The organism is Nonomuraea sp. NPDC050783 (assembly GCF_040802095.1).
Classification (GTDB): Bacteria; Actinomycetota; Actinomycetes; order Streptosporangiales; family Streptosporangiaceae; genus Nonomuraea.
Window position 1 is genome coordinate 316,138 of sequence record NZ_JBFAHK010000005.1, and the last position, 21,290, is coordinate 337,427.

Genomic DNA, 21,290 nt, shown 5'->3' on the forward strand with positions numbered 1-21,290 from the left:
CTGGCGCCGTGACACCTGAGGAAGAGCGCGAGTTCGACGATCTCCTCCTCCTGCTGAAGGAGACCCGGGGCTTCGACTTCACCGGATACAAGCGGAACACCCTCATCCGCCGGATCGCCCGGCGGCTGGAGGCGCTGAAGCTGCACACCTACAGCGAGTACCGCGACTATCTGGAGCTCCAGTCGGACGAGTACGGCAGGCTGTTCGACAGCCTGCTGATCAACGTGACGAGCTTCTTCCGCGACGCCGCCGCCTGGCAGCGCCTGCGCGAGACCGTCATCCCCGCCCTGCTGGAATACAAGGACACCGGCCAGCCCATCCGGGTGTGGAGCGCGGGCTGCGCCACCGGCGAGGAGGCCTACACCGTCGCCATGGTGCTGGCCGAGGAGCTGGGCCTCGACTCCTTCCGCGAGCGCGTCAAGATCTACGGCACCGACCTCGACGAGAAGGCGCTCCAGGCGGCGCGGACGGGCGTCTACACCGACCGCTCGCTCGCCGAGGTCCCCCTCGACCTGCGGGAGACCTACTTCGAGCCGGCCGAGGGCGGGTTCACCTTCCGCCGCGACCTGCGCCGCCAGCTGATCTTCGGCCGCAACGACCTGACCCGCGACGCCCCCATCTCGCGCGTGGACCTGCTGCTGGCCCGCAACACGCTGATGTACTTCAACACCGAGATGCAGCTCAACATCATCCGGCGATTCCACTTCGCGCTGGCCGACCCGGGCTTCCTGTTCCTGGGCAAGGCCGAGATGCTGCTCAACCACAGCGACAAGTTCGAGCCCGTGGACCTGCGAATGAGGTTGTTCAGGAAGATCAAGCCGGTCAATCAGAGCAACCGGGCGACCTGGTCGGTGGTCGGCACCGCCTCCGACCTGGCCGCGCGCCTGCCCACGCTGGCGTCCGTGGCGCTCGCCTCGGGGCCGGTGGCGCAGATCGTGCTCGACCTGACGGGCAACCTCGCCCTGGCCAACGCCAAGGCCGAGGCCCTGTTCAACCTCAATCCGCGCGACGTCGGCCGCCCGTTCCAGGACCTGGAGGTGTCCTACCGGCCAGTCGAGCTGCGCTCGGTCATCGAGCAGGCCCGTCACGACCTGCGTACGGTCGAGCTGCAGGAGGTGGGCTGGCACCGTCCCGGCGTCCCCGAGGACAACGTCTTCGACGTCTCCGTGGTGCCGCTCCTGGCTTCCGGGAACCTGGTGGGGATCAGCATCCACTTCAACGACGTCACCCGCTACCGCAAGCTGCGCGACGAGCTGGAGGAGGCCAACCGGCAGCTCGAACAGGCCTACGAGGAGCTGCAATCCCTCAACGAGGAGCTGGAGACCACCAACGAGGAGCTCCAGTCCACCAACGAGGAGCTGGAGACCACCAACGAGGAGCTCCAGTCCACCAACGAGGAGCTGGAGACCATGAACGAGGAGCTCCAGTCCACCAACGACGAGCTGCAGCAGATCAACGACGCCCTGACCGCCCGCACGATCGAGCTGGACGAGGTCAACCGGTTCGTCTCCTCCGTGGTGCGCAGCCTGGGCGACGCGGTGGTGGTGCTGGACGACCAGCTCCGGGTGATCGTCTGGAGTCCGGGGGCCGAGGACCTGTGGGGCGTGCGCTCCGACGAGGCCGTGGGCAAGAACCTGGCGGCGCTCGACATCGGCCTGCCGCTGGACGTGCTCGCCCCGCGGTTGCAGGCGGCGCTCAGCGACGGCGCCAAGCCGCCCGAGGAGGTCGAGGGGCTGGTGCTCGACGCGGTCAACCGCAGGGGGCGGCCGGCGGCGCTCTCGGTCCAGGTGTCCCACCTGCGCGCCGAGGACGACAACACGCACGGGCTGATCATGGTCATGAACCTGATCAACGCCGACGTCTCATCCGAGCGCTAGCCCGGCGAGCGGGATCCGGCGGAAGGCGATGCTCTCGTACGGCCCGAAGTCGCCGGTCTCGAACAGCAGCCCCACCGTGCCGGCGTCCAGCCGGACCAGGTCGGAGTAGGCGGCCGGCAGCCCGGAGACGGTGTGGGCGACCCGCCAGGTGACGCCGTGGTCGAAGCTGGCCCGCACGGTCATCAGCGCCCGCGCGTCAGGGGCCGCCGGGCCGGAGAAGAGCAGCACGCCGGGCGGCTCGCACCACAGCAGGCTGCCCTCCACCACCGGGCCCACCAGCCCGGCCTGTGGGCGGAAGGGCAGCTCCAGCGTCTGGCCGCCGTCGGCGGAGCAGGCGTCGGCGCGGGTGCCAGGAGCCGTGGAGTCGGTGCGGGTGTTGAGGTAGAGCCGGCCGCCGGGCAGCTCGGCGGCCGTGGTCTCGTTGACGTTGACGTAGCCGTCGGGGTTGTCGTCCACGTAGCCGATGCGCCAGGTCCGGCCGCCGTCGTCGCTGAGCAGGGCGTGGCCGCCGTTGTAGGCGCCCTCGGTGCCGTCGTCCCCTCCGGCGGGCGGCAGGGAGTGGTTGGCGGGCACCACGACACGGCCGGCGTACGGGCCCTCGCGCAGCTCGATCGCGTGCCCGGGAGTGGTGGCGTACCAGCGCCACTCCGGCTTCTTCACCTGGTCGGTGATCTCGCGGGGCGTCGTCCAGGTGACCCCGTCGTCCTCGCTGACCTGAGTGAACACCCGGCGTCCCGCGGCGGCGGGCACCTGGCCGCGGCGGATCTTCTCCTCCGTGGCCCCCGGGCCCTGCCGGACGTGGACCAGCAGGATCCGGCCGTCGGACAGCACGACCGGCGCCGGGTTCCCGGCGGTGCCGCCGTCCGGCTCGGTGGCGACGACCTGGAGCGGGCCCCAGGTGCGGCCGCCGTCCTCCGACCGCTTGAGCACCAGGTCGATGTGGCCGGAGTCGCCGGCCGAGCCGCGCCGCCCCTCGGCGAACGCCAGCACCGTGCCCGCCCGCGTCGCCACCGCGGCGGGGATCCGGAACGTGTGATAACCCTCGCTCGCCCGCCGGTACGGCAGCGACGTCGGAAAGGACTCGGCCATGCCGGGCACGCTACGGCCCTCCGGTGAACGCTTCCCGAAGCCCGCCCGACCCGCGGCCGAACTCCCGGCCCCCCGGCAGGCGGCCCCCGCCCCGCCGCGCCGCCCCGCCGCGCCGCCCCGCGAGGCCGGTGGCCCGGGGAGGGGACGGGCGTGAAAGAGTGCGGTGAGGAACCGAGTGCATGGGGAGGCCGGGGTGGCTGACGAGTTCGACGTGATCGTGATCGGCGCCGGTCCCGCCGGCGAGAACGTCGCCGACCGGGCCGTGCGGGGCGGCCTGACCGCCGCGATCGTGGAGGAGCGGCTGGCCGGCGGCGAGTGCTCCTACTGGGCGTGCGTGCCGAGCAAGGCGCTGCTGCGGCCGGTGGACCTCGCCGGCGAGGTGAGCCGGGTGCCCGGCCTGTCGCTCGGCGAGATCGACGTGGCGGCCGTGCTGGCGCGGCGCGACGAGGCCGTCTCGCACTACGACGAGGGCGGCCAGGTGCGCTGGATCGAGGGCGTGCCGGCCACGTACGTCCGCGGCCGGGGCCGGCTCGACGGCCCCAGGCGGGTCCTGGTGGCGCTGGAGGACGGCGGCGAGCGGGTGCTGACCGCCCGCCAGGCCGTGGTGCTGGCCACCGGCAGCACGGCGGCGGTGCCGCCGGTCCCCGGGCTGGCCGAGGCCGAGCCGTGGACCAGCCACGAGGTGACGGCGGCCACCGCGATCCCCGGGCGCCTGGCCGTGCTCGGCGGCGGCGTGGTCGCCTGTGAGATGGCGCAGGCGATGCACGGGCTGGGCGCCCGCCAGACGACGCTGCTCGTGCGCGGCGACGGGCTGCTGGACCGCATGGAGCCGTTCGCGGGCGAGCTGCTGGCCGAGTCGTTCGCCGAAGCCGGCATCGAGGTGCGCACCCGCGCCGAGGTGGTGCGGGTGGAGCGGCCCGAGCCGGGCGGCAAGGTGACCGTCCACCTGTCCGACGGGCCGCCGCTGGAGGCCGACGAGCTGCTGGTGGCCACCGGCCGCCGGCCCGCCACGGGCGAGCTGGGGCTCTCCTCGGTGGGCCTGGCCGACGGCGACTACGTCGAGGTGGACGACAGCATGCGCGCGACCGGCGTGCCCGGCGGCTGGCTGTACGCGGTGGGCGACGTCAACGGGCGGGCGCTGCTCACCCACATGGGCAAGTACCAGGCGCGGATCTGCGGCGACGTGATCGCGGCGCGGGCCCGCGGCGACGAGCTGCCCGCCATGCGCGACCTGGCGGGCGGTTACGGCGCGCCGCAGGTGGTCTTCACCGACCCGCAGGTCTGCGCGGTCGGCCGCACCGAGGCGGCGGCCAGGCAGGAGGGCTTCCGGGTGCGGGTGGTCGACTACGACCTCGGCTCGGTGACCGGGGCCTACCTGCTGGGCGACGGCTACCGGGGCAGGGCCAGGGCCGTCGTGGACGAGGACAGGAAGGTGCTGCTCGGCGTGACGTTCGCCGGGCCGGGCGTGGGCGAGCTGCTGCACGCGGCCACGATCGCGGTCACCGCCGAGGTGCCGCTCGATCGGCTCTGGCACGCCGTGCCGTCGTTCCCGACGGTCAGCGAGGTGTGGTTGCGCCTACTGGAGGCGTATGGACTGTAGGGGGCGGGCCCCCGCGGGGCCGGCCCTGGGGGGCGCGGAGCCGCTGGGTCCGCGCTCCAGCGTCAGCTCGGCCACGGTCTCCTCGACGCTGTCACGCAGCTCCACACGTGACAGCAGGTCCGTCAGCCGCAGCACGGTCAGCAGGTGGTCCGAGGGCCGGACCAGGATGATCCGGCCGCCGGCCCGCTCCTCCTCCATGCGCTGCATCGCCATCGCCAGCACCCCGATGACGGAGGCGTCGTAGAAGTCCAGCTCGGCGAGGTCGAACACGAGGACCGGACCGGCCGACCAGCCCCAGACGGCGTTGACGCAGGCGCTGAAGCGAACCCGTCCGGGATGGTCGAGCCGGCCGCTGGCGCGCATGACCGTGCACTGAAGATGTCGGGTCGTCTCGATGCGCAGGCCGCTCCCAGTCACCCTTTCCCACTGCCCTCTGGACGGCGTTATCACAGGTGATCGCCAATTTTCCGGCGATGGCCCAGGGCACGGCGGCCCTAGTCCTGGCGGGACATCTCCATCGCGTACGAGCGCTCGCCTACACTGCCGTACTCCAGGGTCGGCACCACGCCCGGCACGGGCGTGAGGAGCACCAGCAGCGGCGAGCGGGCGGGGCTCGGCACCTCCAGCTCGGTGAGGTTGCCCTGGACGCGCTGCTCGGGCACCCCCAGGTCGCCGTCCCGGAAGCTGAGGACCTGCTCCACGTTGGGGGCGGCGGCCCGCATGAGCTTCCTGGTGGCGTGCCGCAGCCAGCGCCACTCGCTGTTCATCCGCCGCCAGGTCGCGGGGATGACGCTGGCCGGCTCCGCCTTGGAGCTGAGCCGGAAGGTGATGTAGCCGCTGGAGCCGAACGTCTGGCGCAGCACGGGGTTGACCACGAACATGCCGGAGCGGAGCGGGCGCGGGCCCTGCCGGTTGAGGTTGACCAGGCCGCCGGAGCTGACCAGCGAGTACAGCTCGCAGCGGCACCCGTCCACGGTGTCGGAGTCGTAGTCCACCGCGGGCGGCTCCTCGAAGACGACCTTGTCGATGCGCAGCCCGGCCACGCCGTCCGGCATGATCCGGCCGGAGACCAGCTCGCGCACCTCGGGGCCGACGCCGTCGCCCTCCATGATGTCCAGCGCCTCGACGCAGATCAGGCCGTCGTCGGGGATCTCCTCGGCGGACAGGTCGAAGGCGACCTGGGCGTGCGCGCGGCGGCCGCGCAGCAGCACGCACTGGCGCAGCCGGCCCTGGGAGCGGATCTGGACCAGCCGGGGCAGCGTGCTGGCCGGCTCGGTGGCGCCGAGGTGCCAGCCGCTCACCGAGTGCTCGTCCACCGACAGGGACATGCGGACGCGCAGCGGGCGCCCCTGCGCGGCGATCTTGAAACCGGCCAGGCCGGAGCCCTCGAACCGGCCGACGATCTGCGAGCCGCGGTGCAGCCGGTCGGTCACCTGGAGAGCGGCGATCTGGCCGCTGAGCAGGTGGGCGGGCGGGATCGCGGGCAGGATCACCTGGTCCAGGTCGGTGGCGGATCCTACGCTGCTCATCGGGCGCTCCTCGCGGGGGTGAGTGTGGTGGACAGCCCTGCCGGGTAACGGAAGTCGAAACGGGTGAGCAGGGGTTCACGCCGCTCCCACATGCGGTGGACCGCGCTGAAGAGGGGGTCGCCGTCGCGCTCGACGTAGCGGAGGTTGACGGCCAGCACGCGCGGGTAGTCCGCGCCGTGCGCCCAGTGCGGCAGGAGCTGGGTCGGCACGTCGGCGCCGCAGCGGCGCATCCACAACCACAGGCGGGCGCGCTCGCGCTGCTCGGGGCCGAGGATGGTGTCGCCCTTGGCGTGCCTGGCGATGGCCTCCTCCAGCAGCATCCGCTGCTCGGCGGGCGTGCGCGACAGGTGGGTGGCGCCGCAGCAGGCGCCCTCCGACCAGCCGGACTGGATGACGGGGATGCCGAAGGCGGGCAGGTCGCTGTCCTGGAAGGTGACGGCGACGTCCGTGAGGCTCCACAGGATGTTCGTGGACAGGCCGCTCGTCCCGGATCTCATGCGCGCGTGGCCGGCCGCGATGGGGTCGAAGAACAGCCAGTTCGCCGACTCGTCGGAGGCGGCGAACTGCGCCGTGGTCTCGAACAGCTCGGTGTCCCTGCCGGGCGCGTGGCCGGTGACGGCGATCGTCGGCAGGCCGGGGTCGAGGCCCAGGCGGGCGCAGCCGTAGTTGCGGAGCTGGCGGCGCTCGGTGTCGGTACGCACCTGGTAGCCGCTCTTGGCCTGCCAGGCCACCCGCTCGGCGCTGGGCCTGATCACCTCGCGGTGCGGCCAGACGTACTGCTCGAAGAAGGCGGCCACGCGGCCGGGCAGCTCCTCCTCGAAGGAGCTCGGCCCCTCGTCGGGGAAGAGCGCGTACGCCTGCAACGTGCCGGTGCCGTGGACGTGCACGACCGGGATGTCCCGGGGCACGCCGCGGTCCACGCGGCCGGTCACCAGCGCGACCGGCGGCGTGTCCGGTTGCAGGTCGGCGGTGGCACCGAAGACCTCGGCGAGTTGCCGCGACTCCGGGTCCCCGAGGACCACCAGCCGCGCGGCGGCGGCGCCGCACACGGCCTTGGCCACCATGAGGGTGCGTACCACGGCTCTGATGTCCTGGTCGAACACCTCGGCCACGACGCAGCGCTCGCCCCCGGGGTTCTCTCCCCAATAGGTGCGGGCGGCGCGAAGCAGCCGATCGAAATGCCCGCCATCTCCGACACGACGCATGAGACCTCCAACGGGCCAGGTAGATATGCCCTGGTAGAGGCTGCCAGAGGGTCGTACGTCCGCCATCGCGCCGCGACGACGTTTTGCCGAGGTCTGACGGGAACCAGAAGGAATCGTGCCGCGCCCGGCCCCTGTGCCGGAAGTCACGCGCGTCAGGATCGAACCAACCAGCTCCCACCGGGGTCCAAGCTTTTACATGGAGCACGCATGGCCGGGTTTAGGATGCACCCTATTGCCACGAGGGGGAGGAATTTCCGCATGGGTTCCCGCATGTCGAGTATCGCGCGCCTGACCGCGGCGGCGGCCGCGGCCGGCGTGGTGGCCGCCGCCATCGCGCTGCCCGCGGTCGGCGGCACGGGAGCGATGTTCGTGGGCGCGTCGGAGGATCTCGGCATCAAGCCCGAGGAGCTCAAGGAGCCCCCGCTGGCCGAGCGCACCACCGTCCTCGACGCCAAGGGCAACGAGATCGCGTGGTTCTACGAGCAGTACCGCGAGAACGTCACGCTCGACCAGGTGGCCGACGTGATGAAGAAGGCCATCATCGCCATCGAGGACTACCGCTTCTACGAGCACGGCGCGATCGACATCGAGGGCACCATGCGCGCCCTGGCCAAGAACCTCGCCTCCGGCGGCATCGCCCAGGGCGGCTCGTCGATCACCCAGCAGTACGTCAAGCAGGTGCTGCTCAACTCGGCGACCACCGACAAGGAGCGCAACGCCGCGCTGGAGGCCAGCTACGCCCGCAAGCTCAAGGAGCTGCGCTACGCGATGGCCGTGGAGGAGAAGTACACCAAGGACCAGATCCTGGAGAAGTACCTCAACATCGCCTACTTCGGCGCCGGCGCGTACGGCGTGGAGGCGGCGGCCCAGCGTTTCTTCGGCGTCAGCGCCTCCGAGCTCAGCCTGGTGCAGGCGGCCACCCTGGCCGGCGCCGTGCAGGACCCCAACGCGACCGACCCCAACCTGGGCAAGAAGCACCGGGCCAAGCTGCTCGACCGGCGCAACGTGGTGCTCGCCCGGATGGCCGAGCTGAAGAAGATCACGCCGGAGGAGGCCGAGGAGGCCAAGGCCAAGAAGCTCGGCTGGAAGAACATCGCGATCCCCGGCGGGTGCAGCTCCAGCAAGTACCCGTACTTCTGCATGTACGTGCGCAACGAGATCCTCAGCAACTCCGACTTCGGCAAGACGGCCAAGGCCAGGGAGCAGTTCCTCAACCGCGGCGGCCTGACGATCAAGACCACGATCGACCCGAAGATGCAGAAGGCCGCCGAGCGGGCCATCAAGAAGCACGTCTTCGCCTCCGACAACCCGGTGGCCTCCGAGGCGCTGGTGCAGCCGGGCACGGGCGCGATCAAGGCGATGGCCGCCAGCCGCGAGTACGGCACCAACAAGCGCAAGAAGGAGATGTCCTTCAACGTCGTGGCCGACGCCACGCACGGCGGCGGCGTCGGCTTCCAGGCCGGCTCGACGTTCAAGACCTTCACGCTGCTGACCGCGCTCAAGCAGGGCATGAAGATCAACGACGGCTTCACCGTCGGCAGCGGCTACCGCGCCCCCTACTACTCCTCGTTCAAGAACTGCAAGGGCGAGAACATCGCCGACCCCACCCACACCGTCACCAACGACGAGGGCGGCGGCGGCTTCAAGTCGCTGGCCACCGGCACCTGGGGCTCGGTCAACACCTTCTTCATGATGCTGGAGCAGAAGGTGGGGCTGTGCAACGTGGTCAAGACGGCGAAGGACCTCGGCATCGAGCGCTCCGACGGGCAGCCGCTGCAGGAGTACTCCACCTTCACCCTCGGCATCAACGAGATGGACCCGGTGACCGTGGCCAACGCCTACGCGGCGATCGGCGCGCGCGGCAAGTACTGCGCGCCCATGGCCATCACCTCGATCAAGGACCGCAACGGCAAGGTCACCAACTACAAGCCGAAGTGCAAGCAGGTGATCGACCCCGAGGTGACCGACGCGGCGGCCAACATCCTGTCGGGCGTCTTCACCAAGGGCACCATGCGCGGCGTCGGCGGCATCGGCCGCCCGGCGGCCGGCAAGACCGGCACCACCGACTCGCAGGCCACCGCCTGGTTCGCCGGGTTCACCCCCGACCTGGCGGGCGCGGTCAGCATCGGCGACCCGCGCGGCGCGGTCACGCACAAGCTCAACAACATCACCATCGGCGGCCGCTACTACGGCTCGGTCTTCGGTGCCTCGATCCCGGGCCCGATCTGGAAGGACACCATGATCGCGGCGCTGAAGGGCGTCCCGCCGACGAACTTCACCCCGGTCAACACCTCCAAGTTCGGCGGCTGCGGGTCGAGCTGCCAGCCGCAGCCCCGGCAGCCGGTCGAGCCGCAGCCCGGCGACGACGACGGCGGCTTCGACATCCGCATCGGCGGCGACGACTGATCGATAAGAGTTCTTTTCAAATAGGTCGGATACGACAAAACGGACACGGAAATATGGCGGTGATCATCAATCTCCACAAAAACCTCTGAGGGTTACCACCGCCACTAGCTCAGCAAATTCGGGGTGCGTCCGCACAAGCGGACGCACTCTGAGCAAAGGCCCTATTAACAACGGCGAAACATTGGTAACGTGGGAGCGCTCCCAGGATCTTTCCGCGAGGTGCTCCATGACCGAGCAGCCCACACTGGCACAGGTGGCGGCCGCTGCAGGGGTTTCCCCCGCGACCGCATCAAGAGTCCTCACGGGCTCGGTGCGGGTCAGTACCTCGACCCGCCGCCAAGTCTACGACGCCGTCTCCCGCATGGGCTACGTCCGCCATCGGGCGCCCAGAGGAGCGGCAGCCAAGACCACAGCCGACGGCGTCACGGCCGTGATCTGCGACCATCTCCCCCGACTGTTCTCCGAGCCCTACTACGCCCGGCTCCTGTCCGCCGCCGGCGCGGTGATAGCCGAGCACGGCACCCATCTCATGGTGACCACCGTCACCCCCACCTCCTCCACCCTCCCCGCGCTGTCCGGCGCGGTGCTCATCATCGGCGCGCGCGAGCGCCATCCGCTGGCCATCAAGCTGTCCACCTCCGGCGTTCCGGTCCGCAACATCGGCCGCCCGCCGCACGACCTCAAACTGCCGTACGCCGACGTCGACAACCTCGACGGCGGGCGGCAGGCGGCCGAGCACTTCCTCCTCACCGGCCGCCGCAACGTCGCCGCGATCGGCGGCCCCCCGTCCCTGCCCGCCGCCCGCGACCGGCTGGAAGGGCTGATAAGAACCCTGCAGGCGGCCGGCGCGCCCGACGTGCCGGTGGCCTACGGCGACTTCACCGCCGCCTCCGGCACCCATGCCATGCAGTGGTTGTTACGTCACGCCCCCGGGCTGGACGCGGTCTTCGTCGCCTCCGACCTCATGGCGGCGGGCGCCATCCAGGCGCTGCGCAGGGCCGGGCGCAAGGTGCCCGCCGACGTGGCGGTGATCGGGTTCGACGACGCCCCGGTCGCCAAGCACACCGTCCCCGCGCTGACCACGATCCGCCAGCCCGTCGAGGAGCTGGCCACGGTGGCGACCCGGCTGCTCCTGACGGGGGCCGCGGGGGTCGATCCGGTCCTGCCCACGGAACTGGTCATCCGTGAATCGGCTTGAGCCGGGGGATGTCCTGGCCCGGCGGTACCTGCTGCTGGACCCGCTGGCCAGAGGGGGCATGTCGGTCATCTGGCGTGCCTTCGACCAGTCGCTGCACCGGATGATCGCCGTCAAGGTGCTCACCGCGTCCCTGCACACCGATCAGGGCGAACGGGTGAACGCCCGCAGCGAGGCCCGTGCCGCCGCCAGGTTCCTCCACCCCGACACCATCGAGATCTACGACTACGGGGAGACCGTCACCTCGAACGGCTCCCTCGCCGCCTACGTGGTGATGCCGCTGCTCGACGGCACGCCGCTCGGCGAGCGCATCGAGGAGGGGCCGCTGCCGTGGACCGAGGCGGCGGCCATCGCGCTGCGCCTGGCGCGGGTCCTCATGGCCGGGCACGCGCGCGGCCTGGTCCACCGGGACGTGACCGCCGAGAACGTGCTGCTCACCGACGACGGGCCCAAGCTGCTCGACTTCGGCATCGCGGCGTGGGCCGGCGACCCCGAGGACGACCGGGGCACCCCGCCCTACGTCGCCCCGGAGCGCCTGCTCGGCGCGCCCACCCATCCCGCGGTGGACGTCTACGCCCTGGGCGTGCTGCTGCACACCATGCTCACCGGGCGCACGCCGTACCCGGAGACCACGTGGGAGGAGATCGAGGCGGCCCGCCGCACCGATCCCCCGCCACGGGTCCCCGGGGTGCCGCACGCCATCGCCACGCTCTGCCAGCGGTGCCTGGCGCACCGGCCGGAGGAGCGGCCGACGGCGGCCGAGATCGTCGCCGAGCTGACCGCCGCGCTGGGCACGGCCACCTTCGGGCGGCACGTGCGGCGCGGGCTGACGGTCGCCGGCTCGGCCGCCGTAGCGCTGTCGGCGCTGCTGTGGTTCCAGCAGACGGGGCTCCAGCAGATGGGGCTCCAGCAGCCGGGATCCCCGCAGACAGGGGTGCAGCAGACGGGGTCACCGCAGGCGGGACCCCCGAGCGGCGAGCTCAGGCGGCAGCCCCGGACGCAGGAGAGCGTGGTGGCCACGCCGACGGTCGCCGCCACCGCCCGCTACATGGAGAGCTCGCCGGCCGCGACCGCCACGGTCGAGCAGGCGGTTGACGAGTTCCAGACCGTGCTGGAGGCCAGGACGCCGTGCGGGGCGACCGACGCCGACGTCGTCCTGGACCTCAAGCAGGTGCTGCACACCACCGTGCTGCCGCGCGGGCCCTACCAGTCCACGACGGCCAACCTGCGGCGCAAGCTGTCCGACCGGCTGCGGGAGGGCCGGCTCGCGCCGGCCTGCCTGAGCGAGCTGAACGCCCGGCTCGACGACATCGAGAAGGCGCTCGAACGCGACTAGCCGGCCGATCGGCGCGCACACCCGTGGACGCGCCGGATTGGACGGGCCGGATTGGACGCGCCGGATTGGACGCGCTGGATGGACGGAGGGGTACGGCAGCACCAGCCGTACCCCTCCTGACGCGCGGCCCGTGCCCCTCGCGACAGCACGCCCGCGCGAGCCTCACGCGCAGGTGTAGCCGCTCGGCACCTGCGTGTTGCCCTCCGGCCGGCTCGCCTGGAAGCCGAAGCTGGTGGCCGCGTTCGGCGCCAGGGTGCCGTTGTTCGCGGTGTTCCTGGCGGTGACCGTGGAGCCGCTGACGCTGAGCACGGCGTTCCACGAGCCGGTGATCGTGTGGCCGGCCGGCAGCGTGAACGTCACCGTCCAGCCGTTCCTGGTGGCCGAGCCGGTGTTGGTGACCGTCACGGGCTGCACGACGTAGCCGTTGTTCCACTGCGTCTGCGTGGTGGCCGCGGCGGTGCAGCCGCCGCCTCCGCCGCCGCCGGCCTGGGTGGTCACGGTGACGGCCGCCGACTCCGACGAGAGGTTGCCCGCGGCGTCCCTGGCCCGCACCCGGTAGCGGTAGGTGGTGGACGGGGACAGGCCGCTGTCGGTGTAGGAGGTCGAGCCGACGCTGCCGACCGGCGAGAAGGAGCCGTTGCCGGTGGCGCGCAGCACGTCGTAGCCGGTCACGCCCACGTTGTCGCTGGAGGCGCCCCAGGCCAGGGTGGTGCTGGTGGAGGTGGTGTTCGAGGCGGTCGGGGTGCCCGGCGTGCTGGGCGGGCTGGTGTCGGTCGTGCCGCCGCCGGAGCCGAAGGAGAAGGAGTTGACCGCCAGGCCGGCGCCGCCGACCCAGGGCTCGAAGCCGGCCTGGACGCTGGTCAGGTACCACGAGCGCTGGGCGTAGCCGCGGCTGATCGCGTCGGCGTAGAAGGTGTTGATGGTGAAGTCGATGGAGGAGGTCGGGGAGGTACGCACGTACGAGATGACGTTCCAGCCGATGTTGCCGTACCAGACCTGCCAGGTGCCGCCGGCCAGGTTGACCGTGCCGACCTGGGAGCCGACCGGCTGGATCGAGCCCGTGTGGTTGAGCCAGACCATGATCTCGGCGCCGGTGTTCTGGCCGTCGGTGCGCGGTGTGGGGTCGAACCAGATGTCGTAGGCGGCGTCCCACACGCCGCTGCCCGGATAGGTCATGCTCACGCTGGTGCGCAGCGAGCCGAACGCCGAGGAGCTGGCCTGCATCGGCAGGTTGCTGCCCGTGCTGCAGGTGGCGTAGTGGCAGCCGGCGTAGATCGCGGGGTAGGAGGCCGGCGCGCCGTTGGTGGGCTTGTTGTGGGCGGCCTGGGTGATGGTGAAGCCGCCGTTCTGGTTGACGTCGATGCACTGGGCGGTGTCGGCGCCCCAGACGTTGTTGATGACGACGTAGCGGCCGTTCTGGACCGTGGTGGAGGCGTACTTGTCGCACAGGACCGGAGCGGCCTGGGCGGGGGCGGCGAACAGGCAGGTCGCCAATAACGCCCCGATGAGCAGATGGATGTGCGCGTACCTCATGACACGTTGCTCCTGCTTGTTGGAGAACAGGGTACTTGGGAGCGCTCCCAACACGCAGGCTTCACGGCGGACGGGCGTCCGGCAAGGGCCTGCACCCCCCGATCACCTGCGGTGGTGCGGCCACCAGGGGAAACCCTGACCATGATCGGTTGAAAGTTTCACGGCACGTTGTCGAAAAGGCGCGACGCGTGATTCAATCGCGCTGGCCGGGCGGGCTGGGTCGTGGGGCAGTTTCCTCTGTCGTCAGCGCAAGGGAAAGCCCAGATGAAAGCAGTAAGAAGGACGGCGTTGGCCGCCGTCGCGCTCCTGATCACCACCATCCTGATCGCACCCACCCCCGCGCAGGCCCACGGCGTGATGATGATGCCGGGCAGCCGCACGTTCCTGTGCTGGCAGGACGGCCTGCGGGAGAACGGTCAGATCCTCCCCTACAACCCGGCCTGCGCCGCCGCCGTCGCGCAGAGCGGCTCGACCCCCCTGTACAACTGGTTCGCGGTGCTGCGCTCCGACGGCGCCGGCCGCACCAGCGGCTTCATCCCCGACGGCCAGCTCTGCAGCGGCGGCACCGGCGGGCCCTACGACTTCACGGCCTACAACGCGGTCCGCTCCGACTGGCCGAAGACCCACCTCACCTCCGGCGCCAACATCCAGATGCGGCACAGCAACTGGGCCAAGCACCCCGGCAGGTTCGACTACTACGTCACCAAGAACGGCTGGAACCCCAACGCGCCGCTGAAGTGGTCCGACCTCGAACTCTTCGGCAGCGTGACCAACCCGCCCGACACCGGCCCGGCCGGCGCGCTCAACTACTACTACTGGAACGCCACGCTGCCGTCCGGCAAGAGCGGCAACCACATCATCTTCACGCACTGGATCCGCTCGGACAGCAACGAGAACTTCTACAGCTGCTCCGACGTCGTCTTCGACGGCGGCAACGGCCAGGTCACCGGCGTCGGCCCGAACGGCGGCACGCCCGACCCGGGCTCCACGCCGACCTCGACCTCCACGCCTCCGGTCCCCGACGGCGCCTGCACGGCGACGTGGAAGGCCACCAACACCGGCTGGGCCGGCCACTTCCAGGGTGAGGTCACGGTGAAGAACACCGGCACCTCGTCGCTGAACGGCTGGACGGTCTCCTGGACCTACAGCGGCGGCCAGGGCTTCGACGGCTCGCCGTGGAACGGCGTGCTGAGCGGCCAGCCGCCGAACGTGAAGGTCAAGAACCAGAGTTACAACGGCCAGCTCTCGGCGGGCGCGAGCACCACGTTCGGCTTCAACGCCACCGGCTCGGTCCCGAACCCCGCTCCCACCCTGACCTGCACCAGCCCGTGATCAAAACCCGTCGCGGGCTCGTCGCGGCGATCGTCACCCTGGCCGGGCTGACCCTGGCCGGGGTGATGTTCCTCGCCGGCAGGCAGCCGTCCTCGCAGCTGGACCGGGAGCTGTCCGCGCAGGTCACCAAGATCCTGGAGGAGTCCTCCGCGGACGAGCACCACGCCCACGGCCACACCACCATCGACTCGCGCGTCATCTGCGCCGTCGAGCCGTTCGGCACCGAGCCGCCGAACGCGAAGTCCCTGGTCGAGGTCACCTGGGTGTACGCCAGGCACCTGTGCGCGGTCACCGGCGAGGGCACCGGCTGGGCGCAGTCCGTGCGCGCCTCCGGCCCGATCGCCGTCAAGATCAGCATCCCTCCCCAGGTCCGGGTGCCCGAGCCGGGCCAGGGCTACCAGGACCGGATCCGCCGGATCGTCCCCGAGCGCTACCACGCGCAGGCGCTGCGCGAGGAGTTCGAGGACGAGTCGTTCATCGAGGTCGCGCGCGAGCGGTTCGCGCAGGCCACCCAGCAACGGCAGAAGTAGGCGGGCGCGCGAAAACGGACGCGGCCGACTGGAGGTGTCGGCCGCGTCCGTCCCATCCGGGCGGGGATGGTGTTCATCGGGCAGGGATATGAAGGTGTGGCATCACCTCCTCATACGCAGCCGGTGGCCGGGATGTTCAGGATCGGCCCGTTCAGGATCGGTTCGGGGTGCAGGTGACGGGGTCGGGGACGGCCGCCGTCCCGCTCGCGATGAAGCCGAACGTGGTGCTCGCGCCCGCCGCGAGCGCGCCGTTGTAGCTCTCGTTCCCGACCGTGACGGTGGAGCCGGACTGCGTGAGCTTGCCGCCCCAGACCTGGGTGACCGCGTTCTGCGAGGTCCAGCCGACCGTCCAGCCCGTGATCGCCGAGGTGCTGGTGTTCTTCACGGTCACCTCGCCCTGGAAGCCGCCGCCCCACGAGTTCGCCACCTTGTACGTGGCCTGGCAGCCGCCCGGGGGCGGTGTCGTGTTCGTCGTGGTGAACGTCGTGGCGTCCGAGGCCGCCGAGGTGTTGCCCGCCGCGTCCCTGGCCACCACGGTGACCGAGTAGGACGTGGCAGGGGTGAGCCCGCTCAGCTCGAAGGAGGCGGACGGGGACGTGCCTGCCTTGGTGGACCCCAGGTAGACGTCGTACCCTGCCACGCCCACGTCGTCCGTGGAGGCCGTCCAGGTCAGCCTGGCGGTGGAGCCCGTGATCTCGGAGACCGCGGGCTTGCCCGGCTTGCCGGGCGGGGTGTCGTCCTCTTCCTCCGGACCCGGGGGCTCACCCCAGATCTTGGTGGCGCCGCTGTAGAGGGTGATGTTCGAGGTGCGCACCGGCGTGGCGCCGGGCGTCGTCGGGATGTTGCGGTACGACCAGTCGTTCGACGGGTCCCACGTGCCCGAGCTGGTGATCCTGAACTGCACCTCCCTGCGGTGCTGCGACTGCCCGGCCGGCGCGATGACCTGCCCGGAGCAGTCGATGTTCACGTAGTACACGCCGCCCCCGGCGGAGCCCAGGGTCGGTGCCTTGCACTGCGTGTAGGCCGACGACACGCTGATCTGCGAGGCGGTCGTCGAGCCGTCGAGGGTGAAGTAGTAGCGGAACGAGCCGTCGGACAGCACCCGGGCGGGCCAGGCCGACTGGTTGCGGACCAGCGCCTTGATCTCGGTGAAGTTCGAGCCGGAGGCGTTGACGCCCGCCTCGACGAAGATCTCGGGGCCGTCCGGGGTCTCCGCCGGCGGGAAGTTCGCCGCCGGGGTGCCGCCGTACTCCTTGTAGAGCCGGGCCAGCGCGCCGGTGAAGGCGGCGTTGTAGTCGGTGGCGACCTCGTTCATCACGTAGTCGTCCCGCTTGTCGGTGTAGGCGTCGTTCGGCTCGGGCGGGCCGCCGACGAGCGCGCCGTACAGGGTGTGGCGCGTCTGCTCGGGGTTGGTGATCTGGTCGGTCCACGAGCCGTGCGCCGTGCGGTGGTGCGGGTTCTTCGGCGGGTTGGCGCCGAACCCGATCAGGTACGAGGACTTGCGCGGGTTGTCGCCGAGCGCGTAGTTGATCTGCCGGACCGCGAAGTCGTGGTAGCGGGCCTTGAGCGTCGCGTCGCTGATCGAGTCGCTGTGCACCAGCGCCGCGAAGGCCGTGTTGGCCGCGTACCGCAGCGAGCCCCACCGGTCGAGCACGGCCTGCCCGCCCGGCGAGTACGCCACCTTCGACCCGTTGACCCCGACCGTCCACCAGTCGAGCCACCGGTTGGCGTCGTCCAGGTAGCGCTGCTTGCCGGTGAGCTTGTGCAGCAGCACGTACGCGCCGTAGGACTTGTCGTCCCAGGCGAGCGTCCACCTGTACGACTTCGTGGTGGTCTGCTGCTCGTTGGACAGGCTGTCGTAGCCGGTCTCGGCCTTGGCCAGGTAGGAGGCGTCGTCCGTGGCCCGGTACAGCCAGATCGCGCCCCACACCAGCTCGTCGTTGTAGCCGCTCCAGGAGTTGTAGTAGCCCTGCGCGTCGGTGATGCAGTCGCTGTACTTCTTCCTGACCGTGTCGGCGAAGGTGTAGAGCTGCTTGGCGTGCCTCAGCAGGGTGTCGGCGTAGGCCGCGTCGGTCGGCCGGAAGACGATCGAGGAGGCGGCCATCGCCGCCGCCGTCTCGCCTGCCAGGTCCGAGCCGCCGCAGGAGGCGTCGATCTTGTACGCCGGCCGCGCCATCTGCATCGCCTCGGCCGGCCCCCACCAGGCGTGGTCGGTGCCGCCGTTGCCGACCTGCCCGTACAGCACGTTGGCGCTCGGGTGGGCCTTGATGAAGTAGTCGTTGACGAACCTGAGGTTGTTGAGCAGGTGGGTGAGCTGGCCGGAGGAGCTGTAGGCGTCGCGGTACTCCACCGCGCCCCAGGCCAGCATGGTGGCGGAGTACGCCATGGGCAGACCGAACTTGACGTGGTCGCCCGCGTCGTACCAACCGCCCGTGAGGTCCAGGCCGGCGTCCTTGCCGTCGTTCATGCCCGAGTCGCCGCGCCAGGAGACGCGGTTCCAGGCGGGCAGGTCGCCGGACTGCTGGGCCTCGTAGAACCAGAGCGACTTCTGCAGGGCCTCGCCGTAGTTGAAGGCGGGCGCGGCGGCGCGGGCCGCCGGCCCCACCCCTGTGACCAGGGGCAGGACCAGCGACGCCACGGCTATCAGTGCTGCCTTTCTCACGGGAAGAGCCGCCCGTACTCGGCCAGGGCGACGGCGACGTCCACCTGCGCCCAGAACCGGTGGTAGTTGAAGACCGGCGCGGGGCCGGTGCCCTTCAGGAAGGCGTCCACCTTCGGCCAGTCCGGGTCGTTCTTGTAGAACGAGCGGATGGAGATGAAGGTCGAGCTGGAGTTGATGGTGTCGCCGTTCGGCATCTTGCCGCTCCAGCCGGACGGCACGTACACCGGGTCGTCGATCCGGTTGTAGTCCGTCTTGGTCTCCGGCACCGACACGCCCTTGGCGTCCCGGTTCTTCCACACGCCGTCGAGCAGCGCCTTGGCGGTGTTCTTGGCCTCGGTGTGGTTGGCGCGGGCCGCGTAGTACATCAGGACCTTGGCGTAGGCGCCGGCGACGCCGACGTCCGTCGTGTAGTCCGCGATGGTCACGTGCAGGCCCGGGTTGTCGCCCGGCATGCCGGAGGTCGAGCTGAAGTCACCGGCGGGCTGGCCCGTCCAGCGCAGCGTCGAGGGCACCTGGTAGGTGCCGTCGCTGTTGATCGTGGTGTTGGCCAGCGCCCAGGTGACCCACTTGTCGAGGATGGCCTTGGCGTCGGTGTTGCCGGTCTGGTTGTACAGCTCGGCCACCCGCTCCATCGTCCACGCCTGGAAGCCGAACCACTGGTTCGACGGCGGGTCGTGGTAGACGGGCTGCCAGTCGTAGGCCATCCCGAAGAACTTCGGCAGGCCGCTCGGCGGGGCGGCGTAGTGGCCCTCCCAGCTGTTGGTCGCGCCACCGGCGATGGCGCCCTCGTCGGACTGCAGCCACTTGTAGAACTGGAGCTGCCTGGTGAGGCTGGTGCTCCAGTCGGCGGCGCCGGTCGAGCTCTTGGGCTTGAGCTCGGCGACGTTGGACAGCGCCCAGGCCGCGAACGGGTTCTGGTAGCCGGAGTGGTTGTGGCTGGAGCCGATCCGCCAGGCCCAACCGGCGTTGGAGTCGGTCGCGCCGCCCCAGGCGTAGTACCACGACAGCAGGAACGCCGAGGCGTCCTTGCCGGTGCCGGCCGCGCACGACGTGCTGGTGCAGCCCGGCTTCTTGAAGTACTTGTCGTACATCGCGTAGCGCAGGTAGTCGCCCATCTTGGCGGCCTTGGCCACGCTGGCGGACACGTCGCTCGCCTTGTTCTGGGCCTTGGCCCAGGTCAGCGCCCAGTACGCGGCCTGCACGGCGCGCGCGTCGGCGTCGGGGGCGTTGGTGTACTTCCACTGCTTGGCGTAGGAGCTGTCCTTGATGAACAGGTCCAGGAAGCCGTTGGGGCCGCCGTGCTTGAAGGTGTCGCAGGACGGCTGCGGGATCGTCTCGAAGACCGACTCCTCCGGGCCGCGCTGGTAGGTGTTGATGTAGGCGGGCTTGGTGGTGCCGTCGCCGCAGCGGCCGAAGCCGTAGGTGTTGTCGACGTCGAGCAGCCAGTGCATGCCGTAGATGTCGCGGGTGCCGTACGCGCTCTGCAGCTCGCTCGCCAGCGGGTCGGTGCCGACCGAGACGCTGGAGTCGATCTGCGTCGGGTAGTTGCTGATCGAGTTGTACTCGGCCGCGTACGTGGCCGGCTTGGAGGCGTTGTAGAAGGAGTTCGTCGGCTGGTCGGCGGTGGAGGGGATGATGTACTTCTCCATCGACGCCCACGCGGCGTTGAACTTCGACCAGTCGCCGGTCACCTGGCCGTAGGCCGCCTCCAGCCACAGGTAGTAGCTGTAGGCCTCGGACGTGGTCTCGTGCCCGTGGTCGGGGGCCTCGACCATGAACGTCTCGACCGAGTGGTACGGCACCCCGTCGGGCGAGAAGTAGCCGTTGGCCGGGTCGTGGAGGTCGTTGTAGAGCTCGACGAAGCGCTTGACGTACTCGTTGTCGCCGCCCACGTCGTCGTCGGCCTCACTGATGGTGACATCGACCGGCGTGTAGCCGCTGGCGCTGACCCGGATCACGGCCGAGCCGCTGGTCGTGTCGGAGTCGTCGGCCGCGGCGATCGTGACGTTCTGCGCGGTGTTCCAGTTGGACGGCGTGAAGGTGAGGGTGCCGCCGCCGGAGACCGTGATGTCGGCGTCGCCGCTGGCGCGGGTCACGCTGACGCTCACGTTGGCGGAGGGCGCCTGCGACAGCTTGACGCCGAAGGTCGCGGTGCCCTTCTCGGGCACCGACAGCGTGGTCGGGCTGACGACCAGGGCCGGGCCGGTGTTCGGCGAGACCGTGATGCCGACCGGCGAGGAGGTCTTGGTCAGGCCGCTGTTGTCGGTGGCGCGGGCGGTGATCGAGTAGCTGCCGGCCGCCACGTTGGTCCAGCTGTAGGAGTACGGGGCGCTCGTGTCGGTGCCGAGCAGCGTGCTGCCCTGGAAGAAGTCGACCTTGGTGACCGTGCCGTCGGAGTCGGCGGCCTCGGCCGCGATCGGCACGGTGGCCGGGGCGGTGAAGGTCTGCCCGGCGGTGGGCGAGGTCAGCGACACCGTGGGCGCGTTGCCGTTGCCGGGGCCGCCGCAGGTGGTGCCGTTGACGGTGAACGAGGTCGGGCTCGGGTTGCTGCCGGACCAGGTGCCGTTGAAGCCGATGCTGGTGGAGGCGCCGGTGGCCAGGCTGCCGTTCCACGGCATGTTGGTGGCGGTCACCCGGGTGCCGCTCTGGCTCCAGTTCGCGCCCCACCCGCTGGGCGTGTACTTCTGGCCGGTGGTCGGGAAGTCGAAGGCGAGGGTCCAGGAGGAGAGGGGGTCGCCGGTGTTCTTCAACGTGACGTTGGCGGTGAAGCCGCCCTGGTTCGAGCCGCTGTTCCACTGGTTGGCGGCGTACGTCACGTCGCACGAGACCGCGGCCTGGGCGGGGGCGGCCGCCACGGCCGAGGTCGCGCCGGCCACGAGGAGGAGGGTCGTGGCCACCGCGAGTCGCCGCGATAAGCGCGACAGAAGGGGAGGTCTGAATTTCACGGGATCTCCAGGGAGTAGGAAAGTGGGAGCGCTCCCAATCGGGATTGTGGG

General features: G+C 70.7%; 14 protein-coding genes. 7 read left to right on the top strand and 7 right to left on the bottom strand.

The features are described from left to right. Positions 1-8 precede the first annotated feature (8 nt). On the top strand, positions 9-1,877 hold the full coding sequence (locus AB0H75_RS16060) for a CheR family methyltransferase (protein WP_367796606.1): 1,869 nt from the start codon (positions 9-11) through the stop codon (positions 1,875-1,877). Here AB0H75_RS16060 and AB0H75_RS16065 read toward each other — a convergent pair. Then, positions 1,863-2,966: an exo-alpha-sialidase gene (locus AB0H75_RS16065; protein ID WP_367796608.1), complete on the bottom strand. Its 1,104-nt coding sequence runs from the start codon at positions 2,964-2,966 to the stop codon at positions 1,863-1,865. The genes AB0H75_RS16060 and AB0H75_RS16065 overlap by 15 nt on opposite strands. A gap of 193 nt (positions 2,967-3,159) precedes the next feature. On the opposite strand from AB0H75_RS16065, the gene AB0H75_RS16070 reads away from it, so the two are divergent. Next, positions 3,160-4,566: an NAD(P)/FAD-dependent oxidoreductase gene (locus AB0H75_RS16070; RefSeq protein ID WP_367796610.1), complete on the top strand. Its 1,407-nt coding sequence runs from the start codon at positions 3,160-3,162 to the stop codon at positions 4,564-4,566. Here AB0H75_RS16070 and AB0H75_RS16075 read toward each other — a convergent pair. The 3 genes from AB0H75_RS16075 to AB0H75_RS16085 are packed head-to-tail and all read right to left on the bottom strand — an operon-like array spanning position 4,543 to position 7,300. Next, complete coding sequence (locus AB0H75_RS16075) at positions 4,543-5,016, bottom strand: STAS domain-containing protein (RefSeq protein ID WP_367796612.1); 474 nt, start codon at positions 5,014-5,016, stop codon at positions 4,543-4,545. The two genes, AB0H75_RS16070 and AB0H75_RS16075, sit on opposite strands and share 24 nt — an antisense overlap. A 44-nt stretch (positions 5,017-5,060) precedes the next feature. Beyond that, entirely contained in the window at positions 5,061-6,095 is a 1,035-nt protein-coding gene (locus AB0H75_RS16080; RefSeq protein ID WP_367796614.1) for a hypothetical protein, read from the bottom strand. Next, positions 6,092-7,300 carry a hypothetical protein gene (locus AB0H75_RS16085; protein ID WP_367796616.1) on the bottom strand — a complete coding sequence of 403 codons (1,209 nt, stop codon included), beginning with the start codon at positions 7,298-7,300 and terminating at the stop codon, positions 6,092-6,094. Before AB0H75_RS16085 ends, AB0H75_RS16080 begins: the two co-directional genes overlap by 4 nt. 270 nt (positions 7,301-7,570) lie before the next feature. Here AB0H75_RS16085 and AB0H75_RS16090 point away from each other — a divergent pair, with 270 nt between their 5' ends. The 3 genes from AB0H75_RS16090 (at position 7,571) to AB0H75_RS16100 (ending at position 12,237) form a co-directional block, all read left to right on the top strand. Beyond that, positions 7,571-9,706, top strand: a complete 2,136-nt coding sequence (locus tag AB0H75_RS16090) for a transglycosylase domain-containing protein (protein ID WP_367796618.1) — start codon at positions 7,571-7,573, stop codon at positions 9,704-9,706. Positions 9,707-9,932: 226 nt separating this feature from the next. Continuing rightward, entirely contained in the window at positions 9,933-10,904 is a 972-nt protein-coding gene (locus AB0H75_RS16095) for a LacI family DNA-binding transcriptional regulator (RefSeq protein ID WP_367796620.1), read from the top strand. Then, positions 10,891-12,237: a serine/threonine-protein kinase gene (locus AB0H75_RS16100; RefSeq protein WP_367796622.1), complete on the top strand. Its 1,347-nt coding sequence runs from the start codon at positions 10,891-10,893 to the stop codon at positions 12,235-12,237. Before AB0H75_RS16095 ends, AB0H75_RS16100 begins: the two co-directional genes overlap by 14 nt. Positions 12,238-12,399: 162 nt before the next feature. Here the strand turns inward: AB0H75_RS16100 and AB0H75_RS16105 are convergent, their stop codons facing one another. Further along, positions 12,400-13,770: a cellulose binding domain-containing protein gene (locus AB0H75_RS16105; protein ID WP_367796624.1), complete on the bottom strand. Its 1,371-nt coding sequence runs from the start codon at positions 13,768-13,770 to the stop codon at positions 12,400-12,402. A 264-nt stretch (positions 13,771-14,034) separates the two neighbouring features. Between AB0H75_RS16105 and AB0H75_RS16110 the strand changes: the two genes are divergently transcribed. Beyond that, positions 14,035-15,102 carry a lytic polysaccharide monooxygenase gene (locus AB0H75_RS16110; RefSeq protein WP_367796626.1) on the top strand — a complete coding sequence of 356 codons (1,068 nt, stop codon included), beginning with the start codon at positions 14,035-14,037 and terminating at the stop codon, positions 15,100-15,102. Then, on the top strand, positions 15,099-15,632 hold the full coding sequence (locus tag AB0H75_RS16115) for a hypothetical protein (protein ID WP_367796628.1): 534 nt from the start codon (positions 15,099-15,101) through the stop codon (positions 15,630-15,632). The genes AB0H75_RS16110 and AB0H75_RS16115 overlap by 4 nt, the downstream gene beginning before the upstream one ends. A 151-nt stretch (positions 15,633-15,783) precedes the next feature. Here AB0H75_RS16115 and AB0H75_RS16120 read toward each other — a convergent pair whose 3' ends face one another. Both AB0H75_RS16120 and AB0H75_RS16125 read right to left on the bottom strand, forming a co-directional pair. After that, positions 15,784-18,276, bottom strand: a complete 2,493-nt coding sequence (locus AB0H75_RS16120; RefSeq protein ID WP_367797135.1) for a glycoside hydrolase family 9 protein — start codon at positions 18,274-18,276, stop codon at positions 15,784-15,786. A 14-nt stretch (positions 18,277-18,290) separates the two neighbouring features. Continuing rightward, on the bottom strand, positions 18,291-21,191 hold the full coding sequence (locus AB0H75_RS16125) for a glycoside hydrolase family 48 protein (protein WP_367796630.1): 2,901 nt from the start codon (positions 21,189-21,191) through the stop codon (positions 18,291-18,293). Positions 21,192-21,290: the final 99 nt, after the last annotated feature.

What these genes read in the sequence shown, in the direction of transcription:
- AB0H75_RS16065 (WP_367796608.1), bottom strand. Translation starts at nt 2,966, where the DNA reads ATGGCCGAGTCCTTTCCGACGTCGCTGCCGTACCGGCGGGCGAGCGAG.
- AB0H75_RS16080 (WP_367796614.1), bottom strand. Translation starts at nt 6,095, where the DNA reads ATGAGCAGCGTAGGATCCGCCACCGACCTGGACCAGGTGATCCTGCCC.
- AB0H75_RS16085 (WP_367796616.1), bottom strand. Translation starts at nt 7,300, where the DNA reads ATGCGTCGTGTCGGAGATGGCGGGCATTTCGATCGGCTGCTTCGCGCC.
- AB0H75_RS16090 (WP_367796618.1), top strand. Translation starts at nt 7,571, where the DNA reads ATGTCGAGTATCGCGCGCCTGACCGCGGCGGCGGCCGCGGCCGGCGTG.
- AB0H75_RS16095 (WP_367796620.1), top strand. Translation starts at nt 9,933, where the DNA reads ATGACCGAGCAGCCCACACTGGCACAGGTGGCGGCCGCTGCAGGGGTT.
- AB0H75_RS16105 (WP_367796624.1), bottom strand. Translation starts at nt 13,770, where the DNA reads ATGAGGTACGCGCACATCCATCTGCTCATCGGGGCGTTATTGGCGACC.
- AB0H75_RS16110 (WP_367796626.1), top strand. Translation starts at nt 14,035, where the DNA reads ATGAAAGCAGTAAGAAGGACGGCGTTGGCCGCCGTCGCGCTCCTGATC.